Source organism: Aeromonas sp. QDB14 (genome assembly GCF_027707845.1).
Taxonomy (GTDB): Bacteria; Pseudomonadota; Gammaproteobacteria; order Enterobacterales; family Aeromonadaceae; genus Aeromonas; species Aeromonas caviae.
This window is the reverse complement of sequence record NZ_JAPCJD010000004.1, coordinates 88,922-109,753: the sequence shown is the minus strand read 5'-3', so window position 1 is coordinate 109,753 and position 20,832 is coordinate 88,922. Positions and strand designations below refer to the sequence as shown.

Sequence of the window (20,832 nt, the reverse complement as noted above, 5' to 3'; positions counted from 1 at the left end):
GTTCATGCAGACAAAAAAATACCCCGCATCAAGCGGGGTATTTTTTGGATTGCGACGAGCGATCAGCTGTTGTTCTTCACGAACAGAGTCAACTCCTGACCTGGCTTGAGATAGTCACTCTTGCCGAGCTGGTTCCAGCGCATCACATCGTTGACGGCGACCTGGAAGCGGGCTGCGATGGAGGAGAGGGAATCACCGCGGCGCACCTGATAGACCATGGACTTGTTGCTGCTCTTGCCCTGCTTGGGCCAGACCACCAGCTTCATGCCAGGCTTGAGGGCCGACTTGGCGTTCAGGCCGTTCCACTTGGCCAGGTCGGCGTGGGTGACCCCGTGTGCCTGGCTGATGCTCCACAGGTTGTCACCGGAGCGCACCTGATAGTTCACCTTGCCACCACTGCGGCTGGCGAGCTGCTGCGGCTTGCTCTGGGCAACCTGGGTTGCGCGCCCGCCATTGGGGATGATCAGGCTCTGGCCACGGCGCAGGTTGTTGCCACGCATGTTATTGGCCAGCTTAAGCTGTTGCACGGTCACCCCGTGATTCTGGGCGATCCGTGACAGCGTATCACCACTGGTGACCTGATAGGAGCGCACGCCACGGGTACGTTCACGCTGGGGCAGATCGGCCAGGGCCAGCTCCAGGGTGTCGGCGTACTCGACGGGGACCAGCAGGTTGTAAGGGCCCTGCGGCGAGGTCATGCCACGCTTGAGCGCAGGATTGAGAGCCTTGAGCTGGGAGGCGGAAACGCCAGCCAGCTGGGCGGCCACGTTCAAATCAATCTGGCCACCGGTATTGATGGTTCTCAATTGCGGCTTGTTGGCCAGCACCGGCAGGGTGACATTGTATTTGTCCGCATTGCGGATCATGTCGGCCATGGCCAGGATCTTGGGTACATACATCCGGGTTTCGCGGGGCAGGTCCAGCGACCAGTAGTCGGTCGGACGACCAGCCCGCTCGTTGCGGGTGATGGCGTTGCGCACCCGACCTTCACCGGCATTGTAAGCGGCCAGGGTCTGCAGCCAGTCACCGTCGAAGAACCGGTTCAGGTACTCCAGGTAATCCAGTGCGGCATTGGTGGATGCCAGGACATCGCGTCGACCGTCGTACCAGTTGTCGTGGCGCAGGCCGAAATTCTTGCCGGTTGCAGGAACGAATTGCCAAAGACCGACCGCATTGCTGCGGGAGCGGGCATTGGGATCGAACATGCTCTCGATCATGGGGATGGTAATAAGCTCCATTGGCAGCTCACGCCGTTCGATTTCCTCTACCATCAGATACAGGTAGGGCTCAGCCCGGCTGGCAATGGTCGCCATATGCTTATCATTGCGCAACAACCAATCACGCTGTTGGCGAACCCGGGCATTATCGTGCGAGTCCAGCTGCATATCATCGCTGATACGCACCCACAGGTTATCAGTGTCATCCAGCTCTTCTATCTGTTCGTCGCCGAACAGCATCCGCGAAGAGTGTTTTTTGTACGTTTTCTTGCTGACTTGGGGGGATTTGATCGGCTCGATTGCCGTTACCGCCCGGTCATCCTGATGGCTCAGGTTTTGACAGCCGCTGAGAAACAGCGCTGCCAATAAGGCCGTTCGTAGCTTCATCTCGCTCAGGTCATCTGTGGAAAAACAGCTCGCATCTTAAGGGGCAATGCCCCCCTGATCAAGGTTTGTTCAAAAAACGTCCTTCCAGGCCCGCAGAACAGCGAAGGTATCCTCTGGATTTTCCAAGCATTTAAGGGCGTATTTCTCAGCAGAAAATTTTACCGAGTCCTGCTCGCAGCGCAGAAAAACATTGAAATTCCGCTCATCTCCCAGCCGGGAGGGGAGACTCGGGAGGCCCTGCTGACGCAGTTTGCTGATCACGCCGATCTGCCGCTGGATCGCCAGGTTGTCGGGCTCGACCGCATGGGCGAAACGCAGGTTGGAGAGCGTGTATTCATGGGCACAATAAAGGAGGGTCTCATCGGGCAATGCCGCGAGCCGTTGCAGGGAAGTGTGCATCTGTGCCGGGGTCCCTTCGAACAGACGGCCGCAACCGGCGCTGAAGAGGGTATCGCCACAAAACAGCATGCCCTGGCCGTAATAGGCGATGTGCCCCAGGGTATGACCGGGCACATGGAGGACATCCAGACTCAGGCCATGCCAGTTGATTTGATCCCCATCGTCGAGCCACTGGCCGTGATGGTCCGGCATGGGGTCATGCTTGGGGCCATAGAGGCGAGCGTGGGGGAAGTGTTGCAGCAGCTCGGGTACGCCCCCGACGTGATCGCGGTGGTGATGGGTCAGGAGGATGGCATCCAGCACCAGATCCAGCGCAGCCAGCCGTTCCAGCACGGGAGCGGCCTCGCCCGGATCGACGACCAGGCAGTGATTTTCATGACGGATCAACCAGATGTAGTTGTCGCTGAAGGCGGGAACTGTGATGACGGTATACATGGGTCGAGGTCTCTTGTGTTCTCTTTAAGGAAGGGATCTTATATAACTGGATGGCATTCGCCCCCGAGTTGGTCCCATTATGCAGCTGGCACGTACCGAACAACAGATCGCGCTTCCGACCAGTTGGTCCGCACTGCCCATGGGGGACTGGGTGGCCGCCGAGCTTCAGGAGCGCCTCGACAACTGGTGCCCGCACCTCTTTGGTTATCACTTGCTCAAGATAGGAGCCCTGAGCGCCGAACTCTCCTGCGGTTGTTCCACCATTCGCCATCAAATCGGTGTCGCCCCCGGCGGACGGGTGCTGGACATCCAGGGGGATCCGCTCGCCTTGCCGGTGCGATCGGGGAGCGTGGATGCCTGCCTGCTGGCTCACTGCCTCGATTTCTCGCCGGATCCTCATCAGGTGCTGCGGGAGGCAGAACGGGTGCTGACCGACGATGGCTGGCTCATTGTCAGCGGTTACAACCCGCTCAGCCTGGTGGGGCTGGGTCACTATCTGCCCTTCATGCGGCGGCATCTGCCCTGGTCTGCCCGCATGTTCACGCCCGCACGGGTGACCGACTGGCTACAACTGCTCGGCTGCGAGGTGATGTTCGACGAGCGGTTCGGTTTCTCCTTCATGGGTAGGCAGAGCAAGATCGGCTGGTGGCGGGAGAGTCTGGGGCGGGACTATTGCCGCTCTCTGGCGTCTGTTTACGTGATTGCCGCCCGCAAGCGGCGTTTTCCCGTCACACCGGTGCGTCGCCGCTGGCGGCTGCCGGAGTCGATGGCCGCGCCAGGAATGGCGCGCCAGGGCGGCTAGCGGGCATCAGGGCTGGTAGCCGCTGTCTTCAGCAAGCTGCTTGCCACTGGCGGCCTCACGGGCAAGCTCGTCACAGCGTTCGTTTTCCGGGTGGCCCGAGTGTCCTTTCACCCAGAGCCATTCGATCTGGTGACGGGCCACTTCCGCATCCAGGGCCTGCCAGAGATCGACGTTCTTGACCGGCTGACGGTTGGCGGTCATCCAGCCCTTCTTCTTCCAGCCGATGATCCATTGGGTGATCCCCTGGCGCACATACTGGCTGTCGGTGGTGAGCCGCACCTGGCAGGGTTCGTTCAGGGTCCGCAGCCCCATGATGGCAGCCATCAGCTCCATCCGGTTATTGGTGGTCAATCGAAAACCGGCGGAGATCTCCTTGCGATGCTTGCCATAGACCATGACGGCACCATAGCCGCCGGGGCCCGGGTTGCCTAAGCAGGAGCCATCCGTGAATAAATCAATCTGTTTCAACATGAGCAATCAATCTGTTTTAGCGAGAGGCTTGGGGTAAACTAGCGAGTAAAACCGAAGTTTGACATGGATTTGATCATGAGCACACCCCAACTGAATCGCCAGATCATTCTGGATACCGAAACCACCGGCATGAACACCGCGGGCGGCCCTGTCTATCTTGGGCACCGCATCATCGAGATCGGCTGTGTGGAGGTGATCAACCGCAAACTCACCGGCAACCATTTCCACGTCTACATCAAGCCGGATCGGCTGGTGGATCCCGAGGCTATCGCCGTGCACGGCATCACGGATGCCTTCCTGGCGGACAAGCCCTCTTTTAGCCAGATAGCGGACGATTTCATCGAGTTCATTCGCGGCGCCGAGCTCATCGCCCACAACGCCCCCTTTGACGTGAGCTTCATGGACTATGAGTTCAGCAAGCTCGGTCTGAACTTCAAGACGGCGGATATCTGCGGCATCACGGATACCCTGGCGATGGCGCGGGATCTCTTCCCGGGCAAGCGCAACAACCTGGACGTGTTGTGCGATCGCTACGGCATCGACAACTCTCACCGTACCCTGCACGGCGCCTTGCTCGATGCGGAGATCCTGGCGGACGTCTACCTCCTGATGACGGGTGGCCAGACCAAACTCAATCTGGCGAGCGAAACCAGCGAGAGCGAGACCAGCCAGGATACCGGCATTCGTCGTCTGGAGAGCAATCGCCCGCCGCTCAGGGTGGTGCGCGCGAGCGACGAGGTGGCGGCTGTCCATGAAGCGAGGCTGGATCTGGTACAGAAAAAAGGAGGTGCCTGCCTGTGGCGGCAATGAGATCGCTTTGGGGGCTGCTGCTGCTGGCCTCCCTCCCGGCCGCGGCCAACGAGGTGTTTGCGCCTTCCGACATTCCTCTGCTCGACAACCGCTTTCGCATCGATTACGGCGTGAAGGAGATCACCTTCATCATCAAGCGCAAGCCGGGGACGCCCTCGGTGATCCTGGTGCGACCCGATGGCAGCAAGCTCTATGTGGGCAAGGTCAAGCCGCCCGACGTGGGCTGGTTGCCCCTCAAGGATCAGGATCTCATCACCATCCGCGACCCCATGCCCGGCCCCTGGCAGGCGATCGGGGAGGTGGACCCCGACAATCGGGTGCGCCTGCTCACCGACATCCAGGTCGAGAGCGAGCCGCTGCCGGCCCGCCTCTATCAGGGTGAGCGGGTCAAACTGCAATCCCGTCTGCTGATCGATGGCGCGGCGCCTGGGGCGGGTTACTACCTCACCGATCTGGGCATGACCGTCAAGCTGCAGCAGTTCAACGATGCCAGCCAGAGCGGCGATCCCGTGTTCGAGGAGACCCTGGGACGCTACATGGATGATGGCAAGGGGGTGGACGAAGTGCCGGGGGACGGTATCTTGACCGCCGAGGCGGTACTGGACGTCCCTGCGGGAAAATATCGAGCCCTCTTCAGCACCGGCAATGAGGTCTTCTCACGAGCCCAGTCACAGCAGGTGCTGCTCTACCCCTGGCCGGTCAGCTATTCCCTGAATCCCCCCTCCGGGGAGGGGGGAGCCAAGCTCTCCCTGGTCATCGATGTGGATGAACTGGATCCCGCCTCCGTGGTCATCCAGGGCAAGGCCATTGACGGCGGGGGCAGTAGCATGACGTTCAACGAGGTGGCGACAGCGCCGCGTTTTGGCGTGGATCTCTCCGCCCTCAAGGCGGCAGGGCAGTACAAGGTGGAGGCCACCCTCTTTGGAACAACCCGGCTCGGTCGCGAGGTGCAACTGCAATTGCCGGCCAAGTCGTTCACCATAGCACCGCCTCCCCCCCCTCCCGCACCCTCTGCGGCCATGCCCGCATCCGCCGCCACCCCCGACCGGTTCGAGGAGCGGGAGAGTCCGGTCTGGCTGCCCTGGGCGCTGGGGGGAGGTGGCGTGTTGCTGCTCTTGCTGGGGGCCGGTGGTTTCATTCTGCTGCAAAAGCGCCGCACCCTGCACAAGGCGATGGCGGCGCAGAAGGCGCAACTTGAAGAGACGCCAGCAACCCCCAAACTGGATCTCAATCTGCCGGAGCAATAATTCCGCGCACATTGCAAAGAAGCCGCCCAATGGGCGGCTTCTTCTTCATGGTGGCAAGTGGATGGGGTGAATCCGATATCAGTGAGCGCCGATATAGATGTCTTTGTACTGCTCGCGAATATCGAGGAATTTCTCCAGATTGGCCAGCATCAGGTCCACCAGGAGGGGGTCGAAGTGCTCTCCTTTCTCCTCCTTGATCAGCGCCAGCACCTGATCCAGCGGCCAGGCCTGCTTGTAGCAACGATCCGAGCCCAGGGCATCGAACACATCCGCCAGGGCGACGATGCGTCCTTCCAGCGGAATGTCCTCTCCCTTCAATCCGCGGGGATAGCCGCTGCCATTCCACTTCTCGTGATGGTTGCCCGCGATGGTGGCGCCTATCTGGAACAGGGCCAGGTCACTGCCGGAGAGCATGTCCTGCCCAAGCTGGGCGTGGGTTTTCATGATCTCCCACTCCTCGGGAGTGAGTTTGCCCGGTTTGTGCAAGATGGCGTCCGGGATCCCCACCTTGCCGATGTCGTGCAGGGGAGAGGCACGCTTGATGAGCTCGCACCTGTCCTCATTCATGCCGAGCAGCTTGCAGAACAGTTCGGTGTAGAGGGCCACCCGCTTGACGTGCAAGCCGGACTCTTTCGAGCGGCTCTCCACCAGTTCGCCGATGCGATAGATGATCTCTCGCTGGTTGTCACCGATCACCTCGTTGAGCCGGATATTCTCCAGCGCCACTATGATGTTTTCGGTGAACAGGCTCAGCAGCCCGGTGTCCATCTGGCTGAGCGGGCGAGTGGTCTCGATGTGGAACAGCAGGTGATGACGGGCATTCTGGCAATAGAGCACCATCTGGTTGCCATCGTAGACATTGGCTCCCTTGGTCATGGCACAGCGCAGGATTTCCGGCGCATCGACGAGGCGCAGCATGGGACCATCGCTGAGCAGAGGCTCGAGCACCTGATCCCGCACCTCATACGCCAGGTGCTTCACATCGTAAATCTGGGACTCTTCCAGATTGAGCAGGGCACTGAGCTGGGTCTGGGCTCCTTCGACGAACTGGCGCAGGGCACGCTGCTCGAAGATCCCCTTGGACGCCTCGATGACCTTCTCCAGCCCCTGTCGATTGCTCTCAAGGGTTCGGATGTCCCGGTAAGAACGCAGGCTGGCGCGCAACAGGGTGCGCAGTTTCTGGGAGGTAAGTTCGGTCTTGTCCTTGTAGTCGTTGATGTCGTAGTTGGTCACCACGTCATCTTCCGGGGCCTGACCGGGCTGACCGGTTCGCAGTACGATGCGCACCATCTTGTTTTGCAGCTCGTCGCGCACGAACTTGACCACCTCGAGACCGGCATGATCGACCTCCATGACGACGTCGAGCAGCAGCAGGGCGACATCCGGGGTGAGGGCGAGCAAGGCTTTGGCTTCAGCCGCAGAGTAGGCGTGCAGAAAATCGATCGGCTTGCCGTCGAATTCAAACTTGTTCAGGGTGATTTTGGTGATGCGATGCACTTCGGGTTCATCGTCCACTATCATCACCTTCCAGCCGGCGGGACGCGGTGCTGATTGGGGAAGATCTTCATCATCAATAATCAGGATTTGATCATCCATTATGCAATCCTGTGTGTGATCCTGTGCTTACCTTAACCGCTTCATTCAATATAGGAAACGGATTGATATCCAAAATATGATCCAGTCGGTTTCTCTTTCTTCGTATCGAATGCCATCCACCAGCTCTTTCATGAAAAACGCCTCCACAAGGGAGGCGTTCTGGCATCAGAGGCATCAAGCTGCCCTGTGATAAGCGGAGGCTTCAAACAGTGCCTTGTTGGCCACCAAGTCGACGGGATCGAAGTCATCGACGTTGATGGTGCGAAGGCGACTCTCCTCGGCGCGCCGCAGCAGGTCCGCTTCGGCCTGGTTGATGACACCGAGGCTCAGGCCCGCCTCTGCCACCTTGTCGAGCTGGGTGAAGGGGCGTTTGCTCCCTTCGGCTTTGCACACCTTGTCAAACAGCGGCTCTGCGGTCAGCACATCGTCCAGCGCCTGTTCCAGCAGCCCGAAGGGGTTGCCCTCCTCGCGCGTCAGATATTGGCCCTCGGCCAGACGGCTGCGCGTGGCACTTGGCACCTGGAGCAGGCGGGCCACCTGGCTGTCGAGCTTGTCGGAGGGACGCTTCAGGTCGCGACCAAGGGGTAGCACGATGGCGCGCAGGGCCAGACCAATCCAGCGATTCGGGAAGTTGCGCAGCAACTCGTCGATCGCTTCCTGAGCCTTGAACAGGGCGTCTTGCAGTGCCCAGTGCAGCAGCGTCAGGTCGGCCTGCTGGCGTCCTTCATCCTGATAGCGCTTGAGGGCGCTGGAGGCCAGATAGAGCTGGCTCAGCACATCGCCAAGGCGGGCAGACACCCGCTCCTTGCGCTTGAGCTCGCCACCCAGGGTGCCCATCGCCATGTCTGACAGGAAGGCAAGGTTGGCGGAGAGGCGAGAGAGCTGCTGATAGTAGCCCTTGGTCTGATCCTTGTAGGGCGCGGCGGCGAAGCGGGCACCGGTCAGCCCCAGCCAGAAGCTGCGCACCAGGTTGCTGATGGCAAAGCCCACGTGGCTGAACATCGCCTTGTCGAAATCTTTCAGCGCCTGCTCTTTGTCGGGGTGGCTGGCGGCCAGCATCTCCGGCAACACGTAGGGGTGGCAACGGATGGCTCCCTGACCGTAAATGATCATGCTGCGGGTCAGGATATTGGCTCCTTCGACGGTCACGGCGATGGGCGCACCCTGATAACCACGGGCCAGATAGTTGTTCGGCCCCATGCAGATGGCCTTGCCGCCATGGATGTCCATGGCATCGATGATGCACTTCTGGGCGCGGTCGGTGAGGTGGTACTTGACGATGGCGGAGATGACCGAGGGTTTTTCACCGAGATCGATGCCGGTGACCGTCAGTTTGGCGGCGGCGCCCATGATGTAGGCGTTGCCACCCAGGCGTGCCAGCGGCTCTTCAATCCCTTCCATCTTGCCAATCGGCAGCTTGAACTGGCGACGGATGCGGCTGTAGGCACCGGTGGCCAGGGCCAGCATCTTGACGCCGCCCGTGCTGTTGGAAGGCAGGGTGATGCCGCGACCGACGGAGAGACACTCCACCAGCATACGCCAGCCCTGACCGGCCATGGCCGGACCGCCGATGATGAAGTCGAGCGGGACGAACACGTCCTTGCCGCGGGTCGGGCCGTTCTGGAACGGCACGTTGAGCGGGAAGTGGCGACGGCCGATGTCGACCCCCTTGATGTGGGTCGGAATGAGGGCGCAGGTGATGCCGAGCTCTTCTTCCTCACCCAGCAGGTGGTCAGGGTCACGCAGCTTGAAGGCGAGGCCGAGTACGGTGGCGATGGGAGCCAGGGTAATGTAGCGCTTGTTCCAGGTCAGGCGCATGCCGAGCACTTCTTCCCCTTCCCACTCGCCTTTGCAGACGATGCCGAAGTCGGGAATCGAGCCCGCATCAGAACCCGCTTCCGGGCTGGTCAGGGCGAAACAGGGGATCTCCTTGCCGACAGCCAGACGGGGCAGGTAGTAATCCTTCTGCTCGTCAGTACCGTAGTGTTGCAGCAATTCACCCGGCCCTAAGGAGTTGGGAACGCCGACGGTGGAGGCGAGCACGGCGCTGGCGCCGCACAGCTTTTGCAGCACGCAGGACTGGGCGTAGGCGGAGAACTCCAGCCCGCCATATTTCTTCTTGATGATCATGGCGAAGAACTTGTTGTCCTTCAGGTATTGCCACACCTCGGGAGAGAGATCGGCACGCTCGTGGGTCACTTCCCAGTCGTTGACCATGCGGCACACTTCTTCAACCGGACCGTCCATGAAGGCCTGCTCTTCGGCAGACAGCGTGCTGACCGGAATGGCGTGCAGCTTCTTCCAGTCCGGGTTGCCGGCAAACAGATCCGCTTCCCACCAGGTCGTCCCCGCTTCGATGGCTTCCTTCTCGGTTCGGGACATCTCCGGCATGATGGACTTGTAGATCTTGAACAGCGGCTTGGTCAGCTGGTTGCGGCGAAACTCCACCAGATTGAGGGGCAGGGCTATCACCGCGAACAGCGCCCACACCAGCAGGGGCACATGGCCATAGAAGGTGCCGGCGACCAGGGCGGCGGCCGTGGCAAGCGTGGCGGTGAACAGGGACGCACGGCGATAGGCCATGGCGCCGATCACCAGGATCACCCCGAGCAGAGTGAGGGTCGTCGTCATTGTTTGCTCCTTGCATGAATTGCCGAGGTTGGGAAATTGGCGTTAACTGATCCAGAGGTCTGACCTGTTGGATATGGCCCCTGTTGTAATTCATACGCACAAACTTATCAAGCTGTTTACAAGCCCGTTACCTTGGCTCTGTGATCGGCATAACGCGCTGCCCGCCCCATCTTGGCGGGCGGGGGGCGACGATTGGACTGGCTTGTGCGACAATGCCGCCACCCTATGTTGGACGACGAGATTTCAAGAACCATGTACCAAGAACTGATCCGCAACGAGTTGACCGAAGCTGCCAGCGTGCTTCAGGCGTTCCTGGCAGATGAGCAAAATCTGAAAAACATCGAGGCGGCGGCCAAGCTGCTCGCCGACTCCTTCAAGCAGGAAGGCAAGGTACTCTCCTGCGGCAACGGCGGCTCCCACTGCGATGCCATGCACTTTGCCGAGGAGCTGACCGGTCGTTATCGCGAGAACCGCCCAGGCTATGCCGGCATCGCCATCTCCGATCCCAGCCACCTCTCCTGCGTCTCCAACGACTTTGGCTATGACTATGTCTTCTCTCGCTATGTGGAGGCCGTCGGCCGCCGTGGTGACGTGCTGCTCGGCATCTCCACCAGCGGCAACTCCGGCAACATCCTCAAAGCCATCGAGGCGGCCCGTGCCAAAGGGATGAAGGTGATTGCCCTGACCGGCAAGGACGGCGGCAAGATGGCTGGCCTGGCCGATGTGGAGATCCGTGTGCCGCACTTCGGTTATGCCGACCGCATCCAGGAAGTGCACATCAAGGTGATCCACATCCTGATCCAGCTGGTTGAAAAAGAGATGGCCAAGTAATCAACGATCCGGGATTGAGAGGGGGGGGATGGGTGACCATACCGGCCCTCTCGTCCAGCCGTGACGGTTGATTGACGAAACCAGAGTCAAGACATTCAGGGAGTGGATGGTATATGTGCGAACTGCTCGGCATGAGTGCCAATGTGCCGACCGACATCTGCTTCAGCTTTACCGGGCTGATGCTGCGGGGCGGCAAGACCGGTCCCCACAAGGATGGCTGGGGGATCACCTTCTATGAGGGGCGGGGTTTTCGCACCTTCAAGGATCCCGAACCCAGCGCCCAGTCTCCCATCGCCAAGCTGGTCCAGGCACTGCCCATCAAGAGCCGTGCCGTGGTCAGCCATATCCGGCAGGCGAACCGGGGGTGTGTCTCCCTGGAAAACACCCACCCCTTTACCCGCGAACTGTGGGGCCGTTACTGGACCTTTGCCCACAATGGCCAATTGACCGGTTACAAGAAGCTGCCCACGGGGCGGCACCGTCCGGTCGGCGACACCGACAGCGAGCACGCCTTCTGCTGGTTGCTCGACAGGCTGGAGCACAAGTACCCCAAACGGCCGGCAAATTTCCCCGCCATGTTCCGCTACCTCGCGACCCTGTGCGACGAGCTGCGCGGGCTCGGGGTGTTCAACATGCTGCTGTCGGACGGGGAGTTCGTGATGACCTATTGCAGCAACAACCTTTACTGGTTGACGCGCAGGGCTCCCTTTGGCGAAGCCCGTCTGCTGGATGAGGATGTGGCCATCGACTTTCAGAGTGAAACCACGCCGAACGATGTGGTGACCCTGATCGCTACCCGGCCGCTCACCGGCAACGAGAATTGGGTGAAGATGGTGCCCGGGGAGTTCTGCCTGTTCAGGCTGGGCGAGCTGGAATATGGCAATGCGGCCAACTTGTTGAACCAGAAATAAAAAATACCAGGGTAGATATCTACCCTGGTTCTTCGCAGCAGCCATACAGGCAAAAAGGGATGAGAGAGGTGTTGCTGAGCCGCATCATTCTCATGGGTTGCATTGTTACTTTAATGTTAATTTTGTGACAACCTTTATCTCTCTCCATTCTGACTGACATACCGATAACTTGAAGCTGCTCACATTCTGGTGACGCAAGAGCATCCGGAGCGATACGGGCATGCCCGAAGGGCGGGTGACAGCGGGGCTGTGGGTCCGCTATATTGTGGTCTGTTTGAATACCATCATAGGGAAGAGAAGATGGAGTGGCTGGATCAGAAAGTGCTGCGACAACTGGCAGATGACATCGGTCACGAGATGATGCCGGTCGTCATCTCGGTGTTTGTCGAAGAGGTAGGCGAGCAGTTGGCCCAATTAAGACCGCTTTTTGAGCAGCGGGACTGGTCAGCCCTGGCGCGTGTTGCCCACAGCATGAAATCGTCCTGTGGCAGCTATGGCGCCAAACCCAGCTATCAGCAGGTGATGGATCTGGAGTCCGCCTGTCGCCGGGAAGATGAGCAAGAGGCCGGCAGACTGCTGGCTGAGCTGGAGCACTCCCTGCCCCAGGTCTTCACCCATCTGGCCCAGTTTCACTGATCCAGAAGGGTATCAGCCCGCCATGTCGCGCTCGCCAAGCCTGCTCAGGATCACGGTGTCGAGTGCCAGCCGCAGCTTGAGGCGGTCGTGGCGGTGGGGGAGGGCCGCTTCACCCAGCTCGGCCCGAACGAGGCAGTGCTGCAGCTCGGGTACCTGGGGGCCCTCGGGAGCCAGAATGGCATCGATCCGGCCGCTGCCTATCCGCTCTTCCAGCCAACGATGCTGACTGGGCAGTGACAACTGGCCTGCCGGACCCTCTTCGTCCACCAGATTGCTGATGAAGACGACGATGGCGCGGCTGCTGCGGATCGCCTCCGCAATCTCGCGCAGCAGCAGAGGAGGCATGATGGAGGTGAGGAAGCTGCCCGGCCCCAGGATGATCATGTCGGCCTGGCTCAGCGCCTCGACCGCTTCGCGCGTGGCGGGCACTACCGGTTTCAGGCTCAGGGCCCGTGGCGGTGTGGTGAGCTGATCGATGGAGACCTCTCCCAGGATCTGATCGCCACAGACGGTGTGGGCGCACAGATCGGTGGGATGCTCGGACATGGGCAGCAGATTGGGTTCAATTTCCAGCATGTCGCTGATGAGCCGGATGGCATCCAGGGGGCGCACGCAGAGGTTGTCGAGGGCCAGCAGCATCAGGTTGCCGAGGTTGTAGCCCGCGAGCTCGCCGCGGCCGGTAAAGCGGTGCTCGAACAGCTGGCTACCGATGCTGGGGGTGGTCACCAGCTGGTTGAGGCAGTTGCGCAGATCCCCCCAGGCGATGCACTCCTGGCTTTTGCGCAGGCGTCCGGTGGAGCCGCCATCATCCGTGGTGGTGACGATGCCCGTCAGCCGGGATCCCAAGAACGACAGGGAAGAGAGCACCCGGCCCATACCGTGCCCGCCGCCGATGGCGACAACCCGGTCGAAGTCATTGATATTTTTCTGCCACATGCAGTGATCCCGTGGGAGGCCAGTGAGCACCATTCTAGTCTCCATGGCCAGGTAATTGTTTGATAAGGGTATGATTTTTGCTTGATGCCAGCATCCCGTACCCCTAGGAGACGATGTTGAACTTCCTGACGGCTCACTCGCTTGCCGAGACGACCCCACTGGCCGCCCAACAAGTTACAGAGCGGTTGCATGCCCAGTCATCCCATGTTCCATCGCTGTTGCTGGTCTATTTTACCCAAGCACACGAGGCGGCGGAACTGCGCCGTGCGCTCAAGGCACGTTTTCCCGATACCCGGCTGATCGGTTGCAGCTCCTGTGGCGGTATCCTGACCCAGGATGGGCATCATGGTCGGCATGGCTGGAGCCTGTCGGTCGCCGCCCTTTATGATGACAAGGGGGCATATGGCGTGGCTGGCCAGATGGGGGATCAACCGGATGTGCGGGCATTGCTGCGCCGCGCCATCGCCGATGGTGGCCGACCGGGAGAGCTGCCGCAGCTCGTGTTGCTGCACACCAGCCCGGGGCTGGAGGAGGCTGTGCTCGCGGGGATCGACGCTGAGTTTGGCGCGACCGTTCCCGTCGTCGGCGGGTCGGCGGCAGACGACGGCGTGGCCGGGCAGTGGCAGCTGTGCTGGGACGAAGGGGAGGGATCACAAGGGTGCGTGTTGGCGGTGCTTTACCCCGACTGCCAACTGGCGTTCCAGTTTCACTCAGGCTATGTACCCACCGAGTGTCGCGGCATCATTACCGGGATAGACGGGCGGGAGGTGCTGACCATCGATCACGAGCCGGCGGCCCGGGTCTATGGTCGCTGGACCGAGCGTGCGACGCCCTGGCCGGTGGGCACCATCCTCAGGGAGACGACGCTCTCGCCACTGGCCCGTCAGGTCGGCATGCTCGATGACCTGCCCTACTACAAGCTCTCCCATCCCGAGGCGGTGACGGCGCGGGAGGGGCTGCGCCTCTTTACCGAAACCCGACTGGGAGAGCGGCTGCTGCTCATGTACAGCAGCCAGGAAGGGTTGTTGCAGCGCAGCCTGAATGCGGTGAATATCGAGCCTGAATATGGCATGGCGAGCAATATGCGCCCCTTTGGCGCCCTGGTGGTGTTTTGTGCCGGTTGTCGGCTGGCACTGGGGGACAGGCTGGGGGACATCGTCAGTCAATTCAGTCAGAGGCTGGGTGAGATCCCCTTCATCACGCCCTTTACCTTCGGTGAACAGGGACGATTACCCCATGGTGAGCTGGCACACGGCAACCTCATGGTGTCGAGCGTAATCTTCCTAGAGAGCTGACACTGTGCTGGATTCAAGATGATAGGCAATAGCGAACTCGAAACCCTGGGCGACAAACTGCAAACCACGCTGGTGGAGCTGATGCGTTGCCGGGAGCGGGAGGCCAGATATCGGGAGGAGTCCCAAGCCCTGCTGTGCGGGGTGGCGACCCTGGCACAGGCCCAGAGTCTGGAGCAGGTACTGGAGAGTCTCATTCTTGCTCTCAAGCCCTTTATCGGATTTGAGCAGGCGGACGTGGTCGCCTGGGAGGCCGTGAGGGGCAGCACCCATCTGAGCACCCAGCCGGACGAGGTGGGCCGGACCTGGTCGCTGACACCGCTCTTCTCCAGGGCCATCGAGGGAGAGACCCTTGTCATCTATGATCCCGCCCAACTGCCTGAGCTGGCGCCGCTGGCGGGGGCGCCGGGCTGGGCCAGCGTCATGATGACAGGCTTGCAGGGACCGGGGTTTTCCGGTGTGCTCATCTGCCGGCACAGCGTGGCGGGCACCTTCGATCTCAAGAGCAAGGCGGCGATGCAGCGTTGTCGCCCGCTCATCTCCCAGGCCCTGGTCAACATCGCCTATCGGGCTCGCCTGCAAGAACAGGTTGACCTCAAGACCCTGGCCCTGCAGGCCAGCGAACAGCGTTTTCGCAGTTTTGCCTCCATGGCCTCCGACTGGTTCTGGGAGACCGATCCCCAGCACAGGCTCAGCTATGTCTCTGCCCCTGGCTATCAGGGGGAGGTGTTGGCCCGCCAGACGGGGAGAAGCCTCTATGATTTTGCCCACGACAAGCAGGACACGGCCTGGAGCCACTACCGGCACCTGATCGCCCACCATCTGCCGGTGCGGGGAATGCGGGCCCAGGTGATGCTGGCGGGCGGGCCTTGCTGGATGGAGATCAATGCGGAGCCTTGCCATGATGCCGGTGGCCGCTTCCTCGGCTATCGGGGCACGGCGCGGGAGATAGGTAGCCAGATCCGCCGCGAGCAGGAGCTGGCGCGGGCGCGGGACGATGCCGAGACGGCCAACCGTGCCAAATCCCAGTTCCTCGCCATGATGACCCACGAGATCCGCTCTCCCATGAACGCCGTGCTGGGAATGCTGGATCTGCTGCAGCACGGCCGGCTCGACACTCCGCAACAGACCCTCATCGGCCATGCCACCCACTCTGCGCATCTGTTGCAGACCATCATCGACGATGTGCTCGATTTCTCGAAAATAGAGTCACATACCCTGACGCTGCACTGTGAACCCTTTCAGCCAGCCGAGCTGTGCCGTGCCCTGGTGGAGCCCTTACAGGCACAGGCCAGTGCCAAGGGCATCACACTGCACTGGCACCTGGATGAGACGCTCCCCGAACGCCTTCAAGGGGATGCCGTCCGCCTCTCCCAGGTGATAGGCAACCTGCTTGGCAATGCCGTGAAGTTCACCTCCGCCGGCAGCGTGCGTCTGGCGTTGACCTGGGAGGAGGAAAAGTTGGGGGTCATGGTCAGCGACACGGGGATCGGCATCTCCACCGAGGATCAGGCGTTGCTGTTCGAACCCTTCTATCAGGTCGACAGTTCGGCAACCCGCCGCTTCTCCGGCTCGGGGCTCGGACTGGCCATCTGCAGGCGGCTGGTGCAGCTGATGGGGGGAGATATTTGCGTGCAGAGCACGCCTGGACTGGGAAGCTGCTTCTGGTTCGAGCTGCCCGGGATGGCCTCTCCCTGTGCTCCGGCCACCGCCCCCGGCAGTGAAGAGTGCGCCAGACTGGAGCTGGATGTGCTGGTGGTGGAAGACAGTCCGGTCAATCAGCTGGTGGTATCCCTGATGCTGCAGAAGCTGGTGTGCAGGGTGAGGCTGGCAGGCAATGGTCTGGAGGCCTTGGCACAGGTGGCGAAGCAGCAGCCGGACCTTGTCCTGATGGATATGCGGATGCCGCAGATGGATGGGCTGGAGGCGACCCGGCGCCTGCGGGACATGGGGTGCGAGGTGCCCATCGTCGCGTTGACGGCCAATGCCATGATGGAGGACAGGGCCCGCTGCCTTGCCCAGGGCATGAACGATTTTCTGGCCAAACCCATCAGTCTTGCCAGGCTGCGAAGCTGCCTGCTCCGCCATTGCAGGTGATGTCGGCCGATTTTGGGTAAAAAAAATGGTCAACCTGGTGGTTGACCAATTCTTCAGCAAATACTGAAGAGAGCACGGGATAAATCGGGTTGTACGGTTTTATATGAAAAAGTCGTGCCAACTTTTCAAAACCTGTTATTTGCGGCCTGTAGCTGAATTGTGTGTTATTTATCGCTACCGTGATTGCAAAATGCAATTCTCACTTTTTCATTATAAGAATGCAGTGCCGAGAATTCGCGTTTTGCAAACCAACCGTTGACTCACTCTTTGACTCACTGTGCGATCAGTCGGCGCAAGAACTGGCGCGCCGCTTCACTGTTCTGTTTGGCAATCAACATCTGTTTTTCATAGATCGGCATGGGCAGGATCTCGAGCCAGCGTTGGCAGAGCCAGGCTGCATCGTCGAACTGCTTGTCCGGGTAGAGCTCATCCAGTTCCGGGTATTGTGCAAAGACCTCTCTCAATCGGCTGACCAGCTGGTTGTCGCTGACATCAGAATCCGCACTCGGCCAGTTGGGCAACGGCTCGACCTGGGCGTGCCTGAGGCCTGCGCTATCCGTTTCCATCTCGTGGATGCAGAAGCGTTCAAGGCCGAGCACGGTGACCCCGAGCAAACCGTCGTTGAGGGTATAAAAATCAGTCACCTTGACGCGGGTGCCGACCGGGAGAATCCGTCCGCAGGTGCCCGTGCTGGTGGTCTCTTCCATCACGATGCCAAAGCCACGATCCTCGAGGAAGGACTCCTTGAGCATCTGCAGGTGGCGCGGCTCGAACAGGCGAAGGGGGAGCTTGCCACCGGGCAGAATGTGGGACGGCAAGGGGAACAGTGCCAGTTGTTGAAGTTTCATGTTCCATCCTCCTAATCAGTCATTGCTGAATGTGACAATGCAGTGACCGTGCCAGAGAGAGGTGGCGTGGCGAAGGGGTGAGTCATTTCCCGTGGTTATTTTTAATATCCATTTAAAATCAATCTATTGTGATTTGATGTCGCGAATGCAGGCAAGGCAGTGCGAAAGGGATTCAGGTGAGGTGTAAGGGCGCCGAACATACCCTGTGTGCAGAATGAGTCTATTTTCGCATATTGCAAATTTGATTCATGCAAAATGCCTGTTACAGACCCATTCAGCGATTGGGGGCAAAGGCCAGGGGATCAGGTGGTGAATTCGGTGTGCTGTGTCATGCCGTCCAGCATCAGGGCGGCTATCTCGTCATACATCTGACCAGGCCTGTGCCAGTGCCGGGGTAAAACCACTGCCGAGACGCCGTGCCAGCACCTGGGTCAGCGCCTGTTTGAGCAGTGCAAACTGGTGGGGTTGAACGTTGAATCGCTGGTGACGCCTGCCGAGATCGCGAATGATGAAACCCAGTGCATCCAGTTGGGAGAGGCTGGTGATGACGGTGTTCAGGGTGTCCGACACCTTGGCAACGGGCAGCTCCTGATGTGGGGGAAAGAGGGCCCTGAGTTCGGGGGACAATCTGAACAGCTCTTCATAAACCTCCTGGACATAGCTGTTGTTCAGGGCGCTCACCCTGCCCCAGGCTTTCTGGACCAGCTCTATCTGCTCAAAGGTCATGTCGATGTTTCCTTCCCGTGCGATGTCATGAAAATAATAATCCATCTACTCAATAGAGCACCGGGTTCCGCGCCATTTGGGGAAAAGAAGAGGGGGCCAGCAAGGAGGCACGGATGGTGGCCCCTTGCTGGCGGAGGCCGGGACCTCAGTTGCGCTGTTCCAGGTACATGACGGCTGCTTCGACGCGGCTTTGGGCCTCGAGCTTTTTCAGCAGGCTCTTGACGTGGACCTTGACGGTTCCCTCGGAGATATGGAGCACGGAGGCGACCTGCTTGTTGGACAACCCCTTGGCGATTTCACGCATGATCTGCATCTCGCGTCGGGTCAGGCTCTCCAGCTTCTGCTGCAGGTGGTCTAGCTCGTAGATGTTCTCGAGATAGGGACGTAGCGGCTCGCTCAGGATCTGCTTGCCGGTCATCACGTCAGCCAGCTGGGCCAGCAGCATGTCAGGCTCGGTGTCCTTGAGCAGATAGCCGTCCGCGCCTGCCTTGAGCAGGGCAACCACATCCTGGCGGGCGTCAGAGACGGTCAGGATCACCACGCGGGAAGTCACCTCTTCGGCCCGCAGCGCCTTGAGGGTATCGAGACCTGACAACCCCTTCATGTTGAGGTCGAGCAGGATAAGGTCCGGTTCGGACTCCTTGGCCATGGCCACGGCGTCGGTGCCGTTGGAGGCCTCGCCAACCACGTCGATGTTATCTTCCAACTCCAGCAGTTGCACAATTCCCTTGCGCATCAGGGGGTGGTCATCCACGACCAGAACACTGTATTTCATCTCGTCCATCAGGCGTCTCTTGTTAGGCTGGTGGGAAAGGTCAGGTGTATGCGGGTGCCCCCGGAGGGCGGTTCACTGATGGTCAACTGGCCGCGCAATTTGCTGGCGCGTTCATTCATGATGCTGAGACCGTAGTGATTCACCGCCGAGCTTGCGCCCCTTATTCCAACACCATCGTCTGCAATCTGAACCTGGATGTTACCATCAGCCAGGGTCTCACAGCTAACGTCAATGTGCCGCGCACTGGCATGCTTGATGGCATTGAGCACTGCCTCACGGATCAGCTGCAGGATGTGGATGTGCTGCCCCGCTTCAAGGTCGGTGTCCGTCAGTCCGTACTGGAGCCTGATGTCGGCGTGCGTCTGGGGTTTGAGCTGCTCGAGCATGACCGCGATGGCTTCACCCAGGTTGGCATCGCCGATGCTGAGGCGGAAGGTGCCGAGCAGTTCGCGCAACTGGGTATAGGCATTGCTGAGTCCCTCGTCGATCTGCTCCATGGCTGCCTCGGTCTTGGCCCTGTCCCCCTTGGCGAAGGAGCGCTTGAGCAGCGTGGCCTGGATCTTCAGGTAAGAGAGGGCCTGGGCGAGGGAGTCGTGCAGTTCACGGGCGATGACGGCGCGCTCTTCCATCAGCAGCAGGCGCTGGTGCTGCAGCAGGGTCTGATCCTTGTGCAGCACCTGGGCCAGCAACATGGAGAAGTTCTTCATCAGCCGCTCGTCGATGGGGTGGTCGCTTATCAAGTCGAGCCGGCCGTACTCCTCGTCATCCATCTGCAGGTAAAAGCTCACCACGGCGGCCAGATCCCCCGGCCACCCCTTGCGCCCAGTGATGTAGACCGGCATCGCATTGTGCTCGAAGCGGGTGAGGCGGATGAACTCGATGTGCTGGTGGGCGGCGGCCCGCTCCAGCAGCTTTTGCAGGGTGCGGCGGCTGAGGGGCGCCGCGTGCAGTTTCTGGGCGGTGGAATAGAGGAAGGAGAGGGTGTCGTTGGCCTGTTGCAGCTTGGCCGTTTTCTCCTCCACCTTGCTCTCCAGCTCCCGATAGAGCTTGCCGAGCTCGTCGGCCATGGTCGCGAACGCCCCCGACAGCTCTCCCAGCTCGTTTTCACAGTGGGGGGGCAGGGTGAGATCGAACTCCTGACGCTGGATCTGGCGTGCGCAATAGACCAGCTGGTTGAGGGGGGCCACCACCTGCTGGCGGGTGAAGCGCACCGTGCACCAGGCGATGGTGATGATGGCGAGCAGACCCAACCCCTCTGCCAGGGCCAGCATGCGAACCTTGAACTCCACGTGGTACTGCATCTGGTTGACGAAGTCATCGATGGCGGCGACGAACTGTTCCGTATTGTCGGTATAACGGCTGGGCGTGGCATTCTCGATGTGTTCGCGCATCACTTGCCATTGCAAGAGGACTTCACCATAGGTGCGGCGCAGGGAGGCGGGCGTGATCCAGCGCTGGGTCTCCTGCAGCTCGGGGGCATGAAGGGTCTGTTCAAACTGGGCGAGCCGACCGAGGACGACCTGATCCTTCTCGATTTCATAGGCCATGCGGTATGCCTGCATGCGCAGGGATCCCGACAGGTTGATGGCCTTGGCATCGGGAACCGAATAGAAGAGGGTGACCATGGCCACCACGGCGATCAGGCTGGCCATGAACAGGATCAGCACCATGGAGCGACCGATGGCGCTGCTGACCGACTGCACTCTGAACCATTTTCCCATGCCGACCGGCTCCCTTTTCACCCACAAAGACCCCACAAAGTAGCATGGGAGTGTACTCCAAGTT

The 20,832-nt window shown here is 60.3% G+C and carries 19 protein-coding genes; 9 read left to right on the top strand and 10 right to left on the bottom strand.

Going from position 1 to position 20,832, the window contains the following annotated elements:
* Positions 1-62: 62 nt before the first annotated feature.
* The gene (locus tag PG887_RS02565; RefSeq protein WP_010674134.1) at positions 63-1,313 is read right to left on the bottom strand and encodes a LysM peptidoglycan-binding domain-containing protein; all 1,251 of its coding nucleotides are present in this window, start codon (positions 1,311-1,313) and stop codon (positions 63-65) included.
* Between PG887_RS02565 and PG887_RS02560 the strand changes: the two genes are divergently transcribed.
* Entirely contained in the window at positions 1,314-1,586 is a 273-nt protein-coding gene (locus tag PG887_RS02560) for a hypothetical protein (RefSeq protein ID WP_010674135.1), read from the top strand.
* Positions 1,587-1,673: 87 nt separating this feature from the next.
* On the opposite strand, the gene gloB is transcribed toward PG887_RS02560, so the two are convergent.
* Positions 1,674-2,438 (bottom strand): hydroxyacylglutathione hydrolase, encoded by a 765-nt coding sequence (gene gloB / locus PG887_RS02555; protein WP_053288602.1) that lies wholly within the window; start codon positions 2,436-2,438, stop codon positions 1,674-1,676.
* A 79-nt stretch (positions 2,439-2,517) separates the two neighbouring features.
* Between gloB and PG887_RS02550 the strand changes: the two genes are divergently transcribed.
* Positions 2,518-3,240 carry a class I SAM-dependent methyltransferase gene (locus PG887_RS02550; RefSeq protein ID WP_104455654.1) on the top strand — a complete coding sequence of 241 codons (723 nt, stop codon included), beginning with the start codon at positions 2,518-2,520 and terminating at the stop codon, positions 3,238-3,240.
* Positions 3,241-3,246: 6 nt separating this feature from the next.
* On the opposite strand, the gene rnhA is transcribed toward PG887_RS02550, so the two are convergent.
* Positions 3,247-3,711 (bottom strand): ribonuclease HI, encoded by a 465-nt coding sequence (gene rnhA / locus PG887_RS02545; RefSeq protein ID WP_010674138.1) that lies wholly within the window; start codon positions 3,709-3,711, stop codon positions 3,247-3,249.
* A gap of 75 nt (positions 3,712-3,786) precedes the next feature.
* Here rnhA and dnaQ point away from each other — a divergent pair, with 75 nt between their 5' ends.
* Both dnaQ and PG887_RS02535 read left to right on the top strand, forming a co-directional pair.
* On the top strand, positions 3,787-4,521 hold the full coding sequence (gene dnaQ, locus PG887_RS02540; protein ID WP_041212726.1) for a DNA polymerase III subunit epsilon: 735 nt from the start codon (positions 3,787-3,789) through the stop codon (positions 4,519-4,521).
* Positions 4,518-5,768: a TIGR03503 family protein gene (locus PG887_RS02535; RefSeq protein WP_042865207.1), complete on the top strand. Its 1,251-nt coding sequence runs from the start codon at positions 4,518-4,520 to the stop codon at positions 5,766-5,768. Before dnaQ ends, PG887_RS02535 begins: the two co-directional genes overlap by 4 nt.
* A gap of 78 nt (positions 5,769-5,846) precedes the next feature.
* Here the strand turns inward: PG887_RS02535 and PG887_RS02530 are convergent, their stop codons facing one another.
* Positions 5,847-7,364, bottom strand: coding sequence for an HD domain-containing phosphohydrolase (locus PG887_RS02530; protein ID WP_104455655.1), 1,518 nt, complete (start codon positions 7,362-7,364; stop codon positions 5,847-5,849).
* A 174-nt stretch (positions 7,365-7,538) separates the two neighbouring features.
* Positions 7,539-9,995, bottom strand: coding sequence for an acyl-CoA dehydrogenase FadE (gene fadE, locus PG887_RS02525; RefSeq protein ID WP_270821104.1), 2,457 nt, complete (start codon positions 9,993-9,995; stop codon positions 7,539-7,541).
* Between the two features lie 252 nt (positions 9,996-10,247).
* Between fadE and lpcA the strand changes: the two genes are divergently transcribed.
* From lpcA to PG887_RS02510, 3 genes are all read left to right on the top strand, one after another.
* Entirely contained in the window at positions 10,248-10,826 is a 579-nt protein-coding gene (lpcA, locus tag PG887_RS02520) for a D-sedoheptulose 7-phosphate isomerase (protein ID WP_039038837.1), read from the top strand.
* 113 nt (positions 10,827-10,939) lie between these two features.
* Positions 10,940-11,737, top strand: a complete 798-nt coding sequence (locus tag PG887_RS02515) for a class II glutamine amidotransferase (protein WP_043154215.1) — start codon at positions 10,940-10,942, stop codon at positions 11,735-11,737.
* A gap of 300 nt (positions 11,738-12,037) precedes the next feature.
* The gene (locus PG887_RS02510) at positions 12,038-12,373 is read left to right on the top strand and encodes an Hpt domain-containing protein (protein ID WP_039038838.1); all 336 of its coding nucleotides are present in this window, start codon (positions 12,038-12,040) and stop codon (positions 12,371-12,373) included.
* Positions 12,374-12,385: 12 nt separating this feature from the next.
* Here PG887_RS02510 and PG887_RS02505 read toward each other — a convergent pair whose 3' ends face one another.
* Positions 12,386-13,309 carry a gluconeogenesis factor YvcK family protein gene (locus PG887_RS02505; RefSeq protein WP_104456085.1) on the bottom strand — a complete coding sequence of 308 codons (924 nt, stop codon included), beginning with the start codon at positions 13,307-13,309 and terminating at the stop codon, positions 12,386-12,388.
* A 113-nt stretch (positions 13,310-13,422) separates the two neighbouring features.
* On the opposite strand from PG887_RS02505, the gene PG887_RS02500 reads away from it, so the two are divergent.
* The gene (locus tag PG887_RS02500; protein WP_104455656.1) at positions 13,423-14,604 is read left to right on the top strand and encodes an FIST signal transduction protein; all 1,182 of its coding nucleotides are present in this window, start codon (positions 13,423-13,425) and stop codon (positions 14,602-14,604) included.
* Positions 14,605-14,622: 18 nt separating this feature from the next.
* Positions 14,623-16,698: an ATP-binding protein gene (locus PG887_RS02495; protein WP_270821103.1), complete on the top strand. Its 2,076-nt coding sequence runs from the start codon at positions 14,623-14,625 to the stop codon at positions 16,696-16,698.
* 272 nt (positions 16,699-16,970) lie between these two features.
* Here PG887_RS02495 and PG887_RS02490 read toward each other — a convergent pair whose 3' ends face one another.
* The 4 genes from PG887_RS02490 to narQ all read right to left on the bottom strand — a co-directional run bounded on the left by PG887_RS02490 (position 16,971) and on the right by narQ (position 20,768).
* Positions 16,971-17,546, bottom strand: coding sequence for an LON peptidase substrate-binding domain-containing protein (locus PG887_RS02490; RefSeq protein WP_010674148.1), 576 nt, complete (start codon positions 17,544-17,546; stop codon positions 16,971-16,973).
* Between the two features lie 360 nt (positions 17,547-17,906).
* Entirely contained in the window at positions 17,907-18,272 is a 366-nt protein-coding gene (locus PG887_RS02485) for a globin domain-containing protein (RefSeq protein ID WP_113978478.1), read from the bottom strand.
* A gap of 145 nt (positions 18,273-18,417) precedes the next feature.
* The gene (narL, locus tag PG887_RS02480) at positions 18,418-19,056 is read right to left on the bottom strand and encodes a two-component system response regulator NarL (RefSeq protein ID WP_039038841.1); all 639 of its coding nucleotides are present in this window, start codon (positions 19,054-19,056) and stop codon (positions 18,418-18,420) included.
* Positions 19,056-20,768, bottom strand: coding sequence for a nitrate/nitrite two-component system sensor histidine kinase NarQ (gene narQ / locus PG887_RS02475; protein ID WP_270821102.1), 1,713 nt, complete (start codon positions 20,766-20,768; stop codon positions 19,056-19,058). The genes narL and narQ overlap by 1 nt, the downstream gene beginning before the upstream one ends.
* Between the last annotated feature and the right edge of the window lie 64 nt (positions 20,769-20,832).

Coding starts and splice junctions, on each gene's coding strand:
- PG887_RS02510 (WP_039038838.1), top strand. CDS start 12,038: ATGGAGTGGCTGGATCAGAAAGTGCTGCGACAACTGGCAGATGACATC.
- PG887_RS02490 (WP_010674148.1), bottom strand. CDS start 17,546: ATGAAACTTCAACAACTGGCACTGTTCCCCTTGCCGTCCCACATTCTG.
- narQ (WP_270821102.1), bottom strand. CDS start 20,768: ATGGGAAAATGGTTCAGAGTGCAGTCGGTCAGCAGCGCCATCGGTCGC.
- fadE (WP_270821104.1), bottom strand. CDS start 9,995: ATGACGACGACCCTCACTCTGCTCGGGGTGATCCTGGTGATCGGCGCC.
- narL (WP_039038841.1), bottom strand. CDS start 19,056: ATGGACGAGATGAAATACAGTGTTCTGGTCGTGGATGACCACCCCCTG.
- dnaQ (WP_041212726.1), top strand. CDS start 3,787: ATGAGCACACCCCAACTGAATCGCCAGATCATTCTGGATACCGAAACC.
- PG887_RS02530 (WP_104455655.1), bottom strand. CDS start 7,364: ATGGATGATCAAATCCTGATTATTGATGATGAAGATCTTCCCCAATCA.
- PG887_RS02535 (WP_042865207.1), top strand. CDS start 4,518: ATGAGATCGCTTTGGGGGCTGCTGCTGCTGGCCTCCCTCCCGGCCGCG.
- PG887_RS02550 (WP_104455654.1), top strand. CDS start 2,518: ATGCAGCTGGCACGTACCGAACAACAGATCGCGCTTCCGACCAGTTGG.
- PG887_RS02505 (WP_104456085.1), bottom strand. CDS start 13,309: ATGTGGCAGAAAAATATCAATGACTTCGACCGGGTTGTCGCCATCGGC.
- lpcA (WP_039038837.1), top strand. CDS start 10,248: ATGTACCAAGAACTGATCCGCAACGAGTTGACCGAAGCTGCCAGCGTG.
- PG887_RS02495 (WP_270821103.1), top strand. CDS start 14,623: ATGATAGGCAATAGCGAACTCGAAACCCTGGGCGACAAACTGCAAACC.
- PG887_RS02515 (WP_043154215.1), top strand. CDS start 10,940: ATGTGCGAACTGCTCGGCATGAGTGCCAATGTGCCGACCGACATCTGC.
- PG887_RS02565 (WP_010674134.1), bottom strand. CDS start 1,313: ATGGCGACCATTGCCAGCCGGGCTGAGCCCTACCTGTATCTGATGGTA.
- PG887_RS02560 (WP_010674135.1), top strand. CDS start 1,314: ATGCTTATCATTGCGCAACAACCAATCACGCTGTTGGCGAACCCGGGC.
- PG887_RS02500 (WP_104455656.1), top strand. CDS start 13,423: ATGTTGAACTTCCTGACGGCTCACTCGCTTGCCGAGACGACCCCACTG.
- rnhA (WP_010674138.1), bottom strand. CDS start 3,711: ATGTTGAAACAGATTGATTTATTCACGGATGGCTCCTGCTTAGGCAAC.
- gloB (WP_053288602.1), bottom strand. CDS start 2,438: ATGTATACCGTCATCACAGTTCCCGCCTTCAGCGACAACTACATCTGG.
- PG887_RS02485 (WP_113978478.1), bottom strand. CDS start 18,272: ATGACCTTTGAGCAGATAGAGCTGGTCCAGAAAGCCTGGGGCAGGGTG.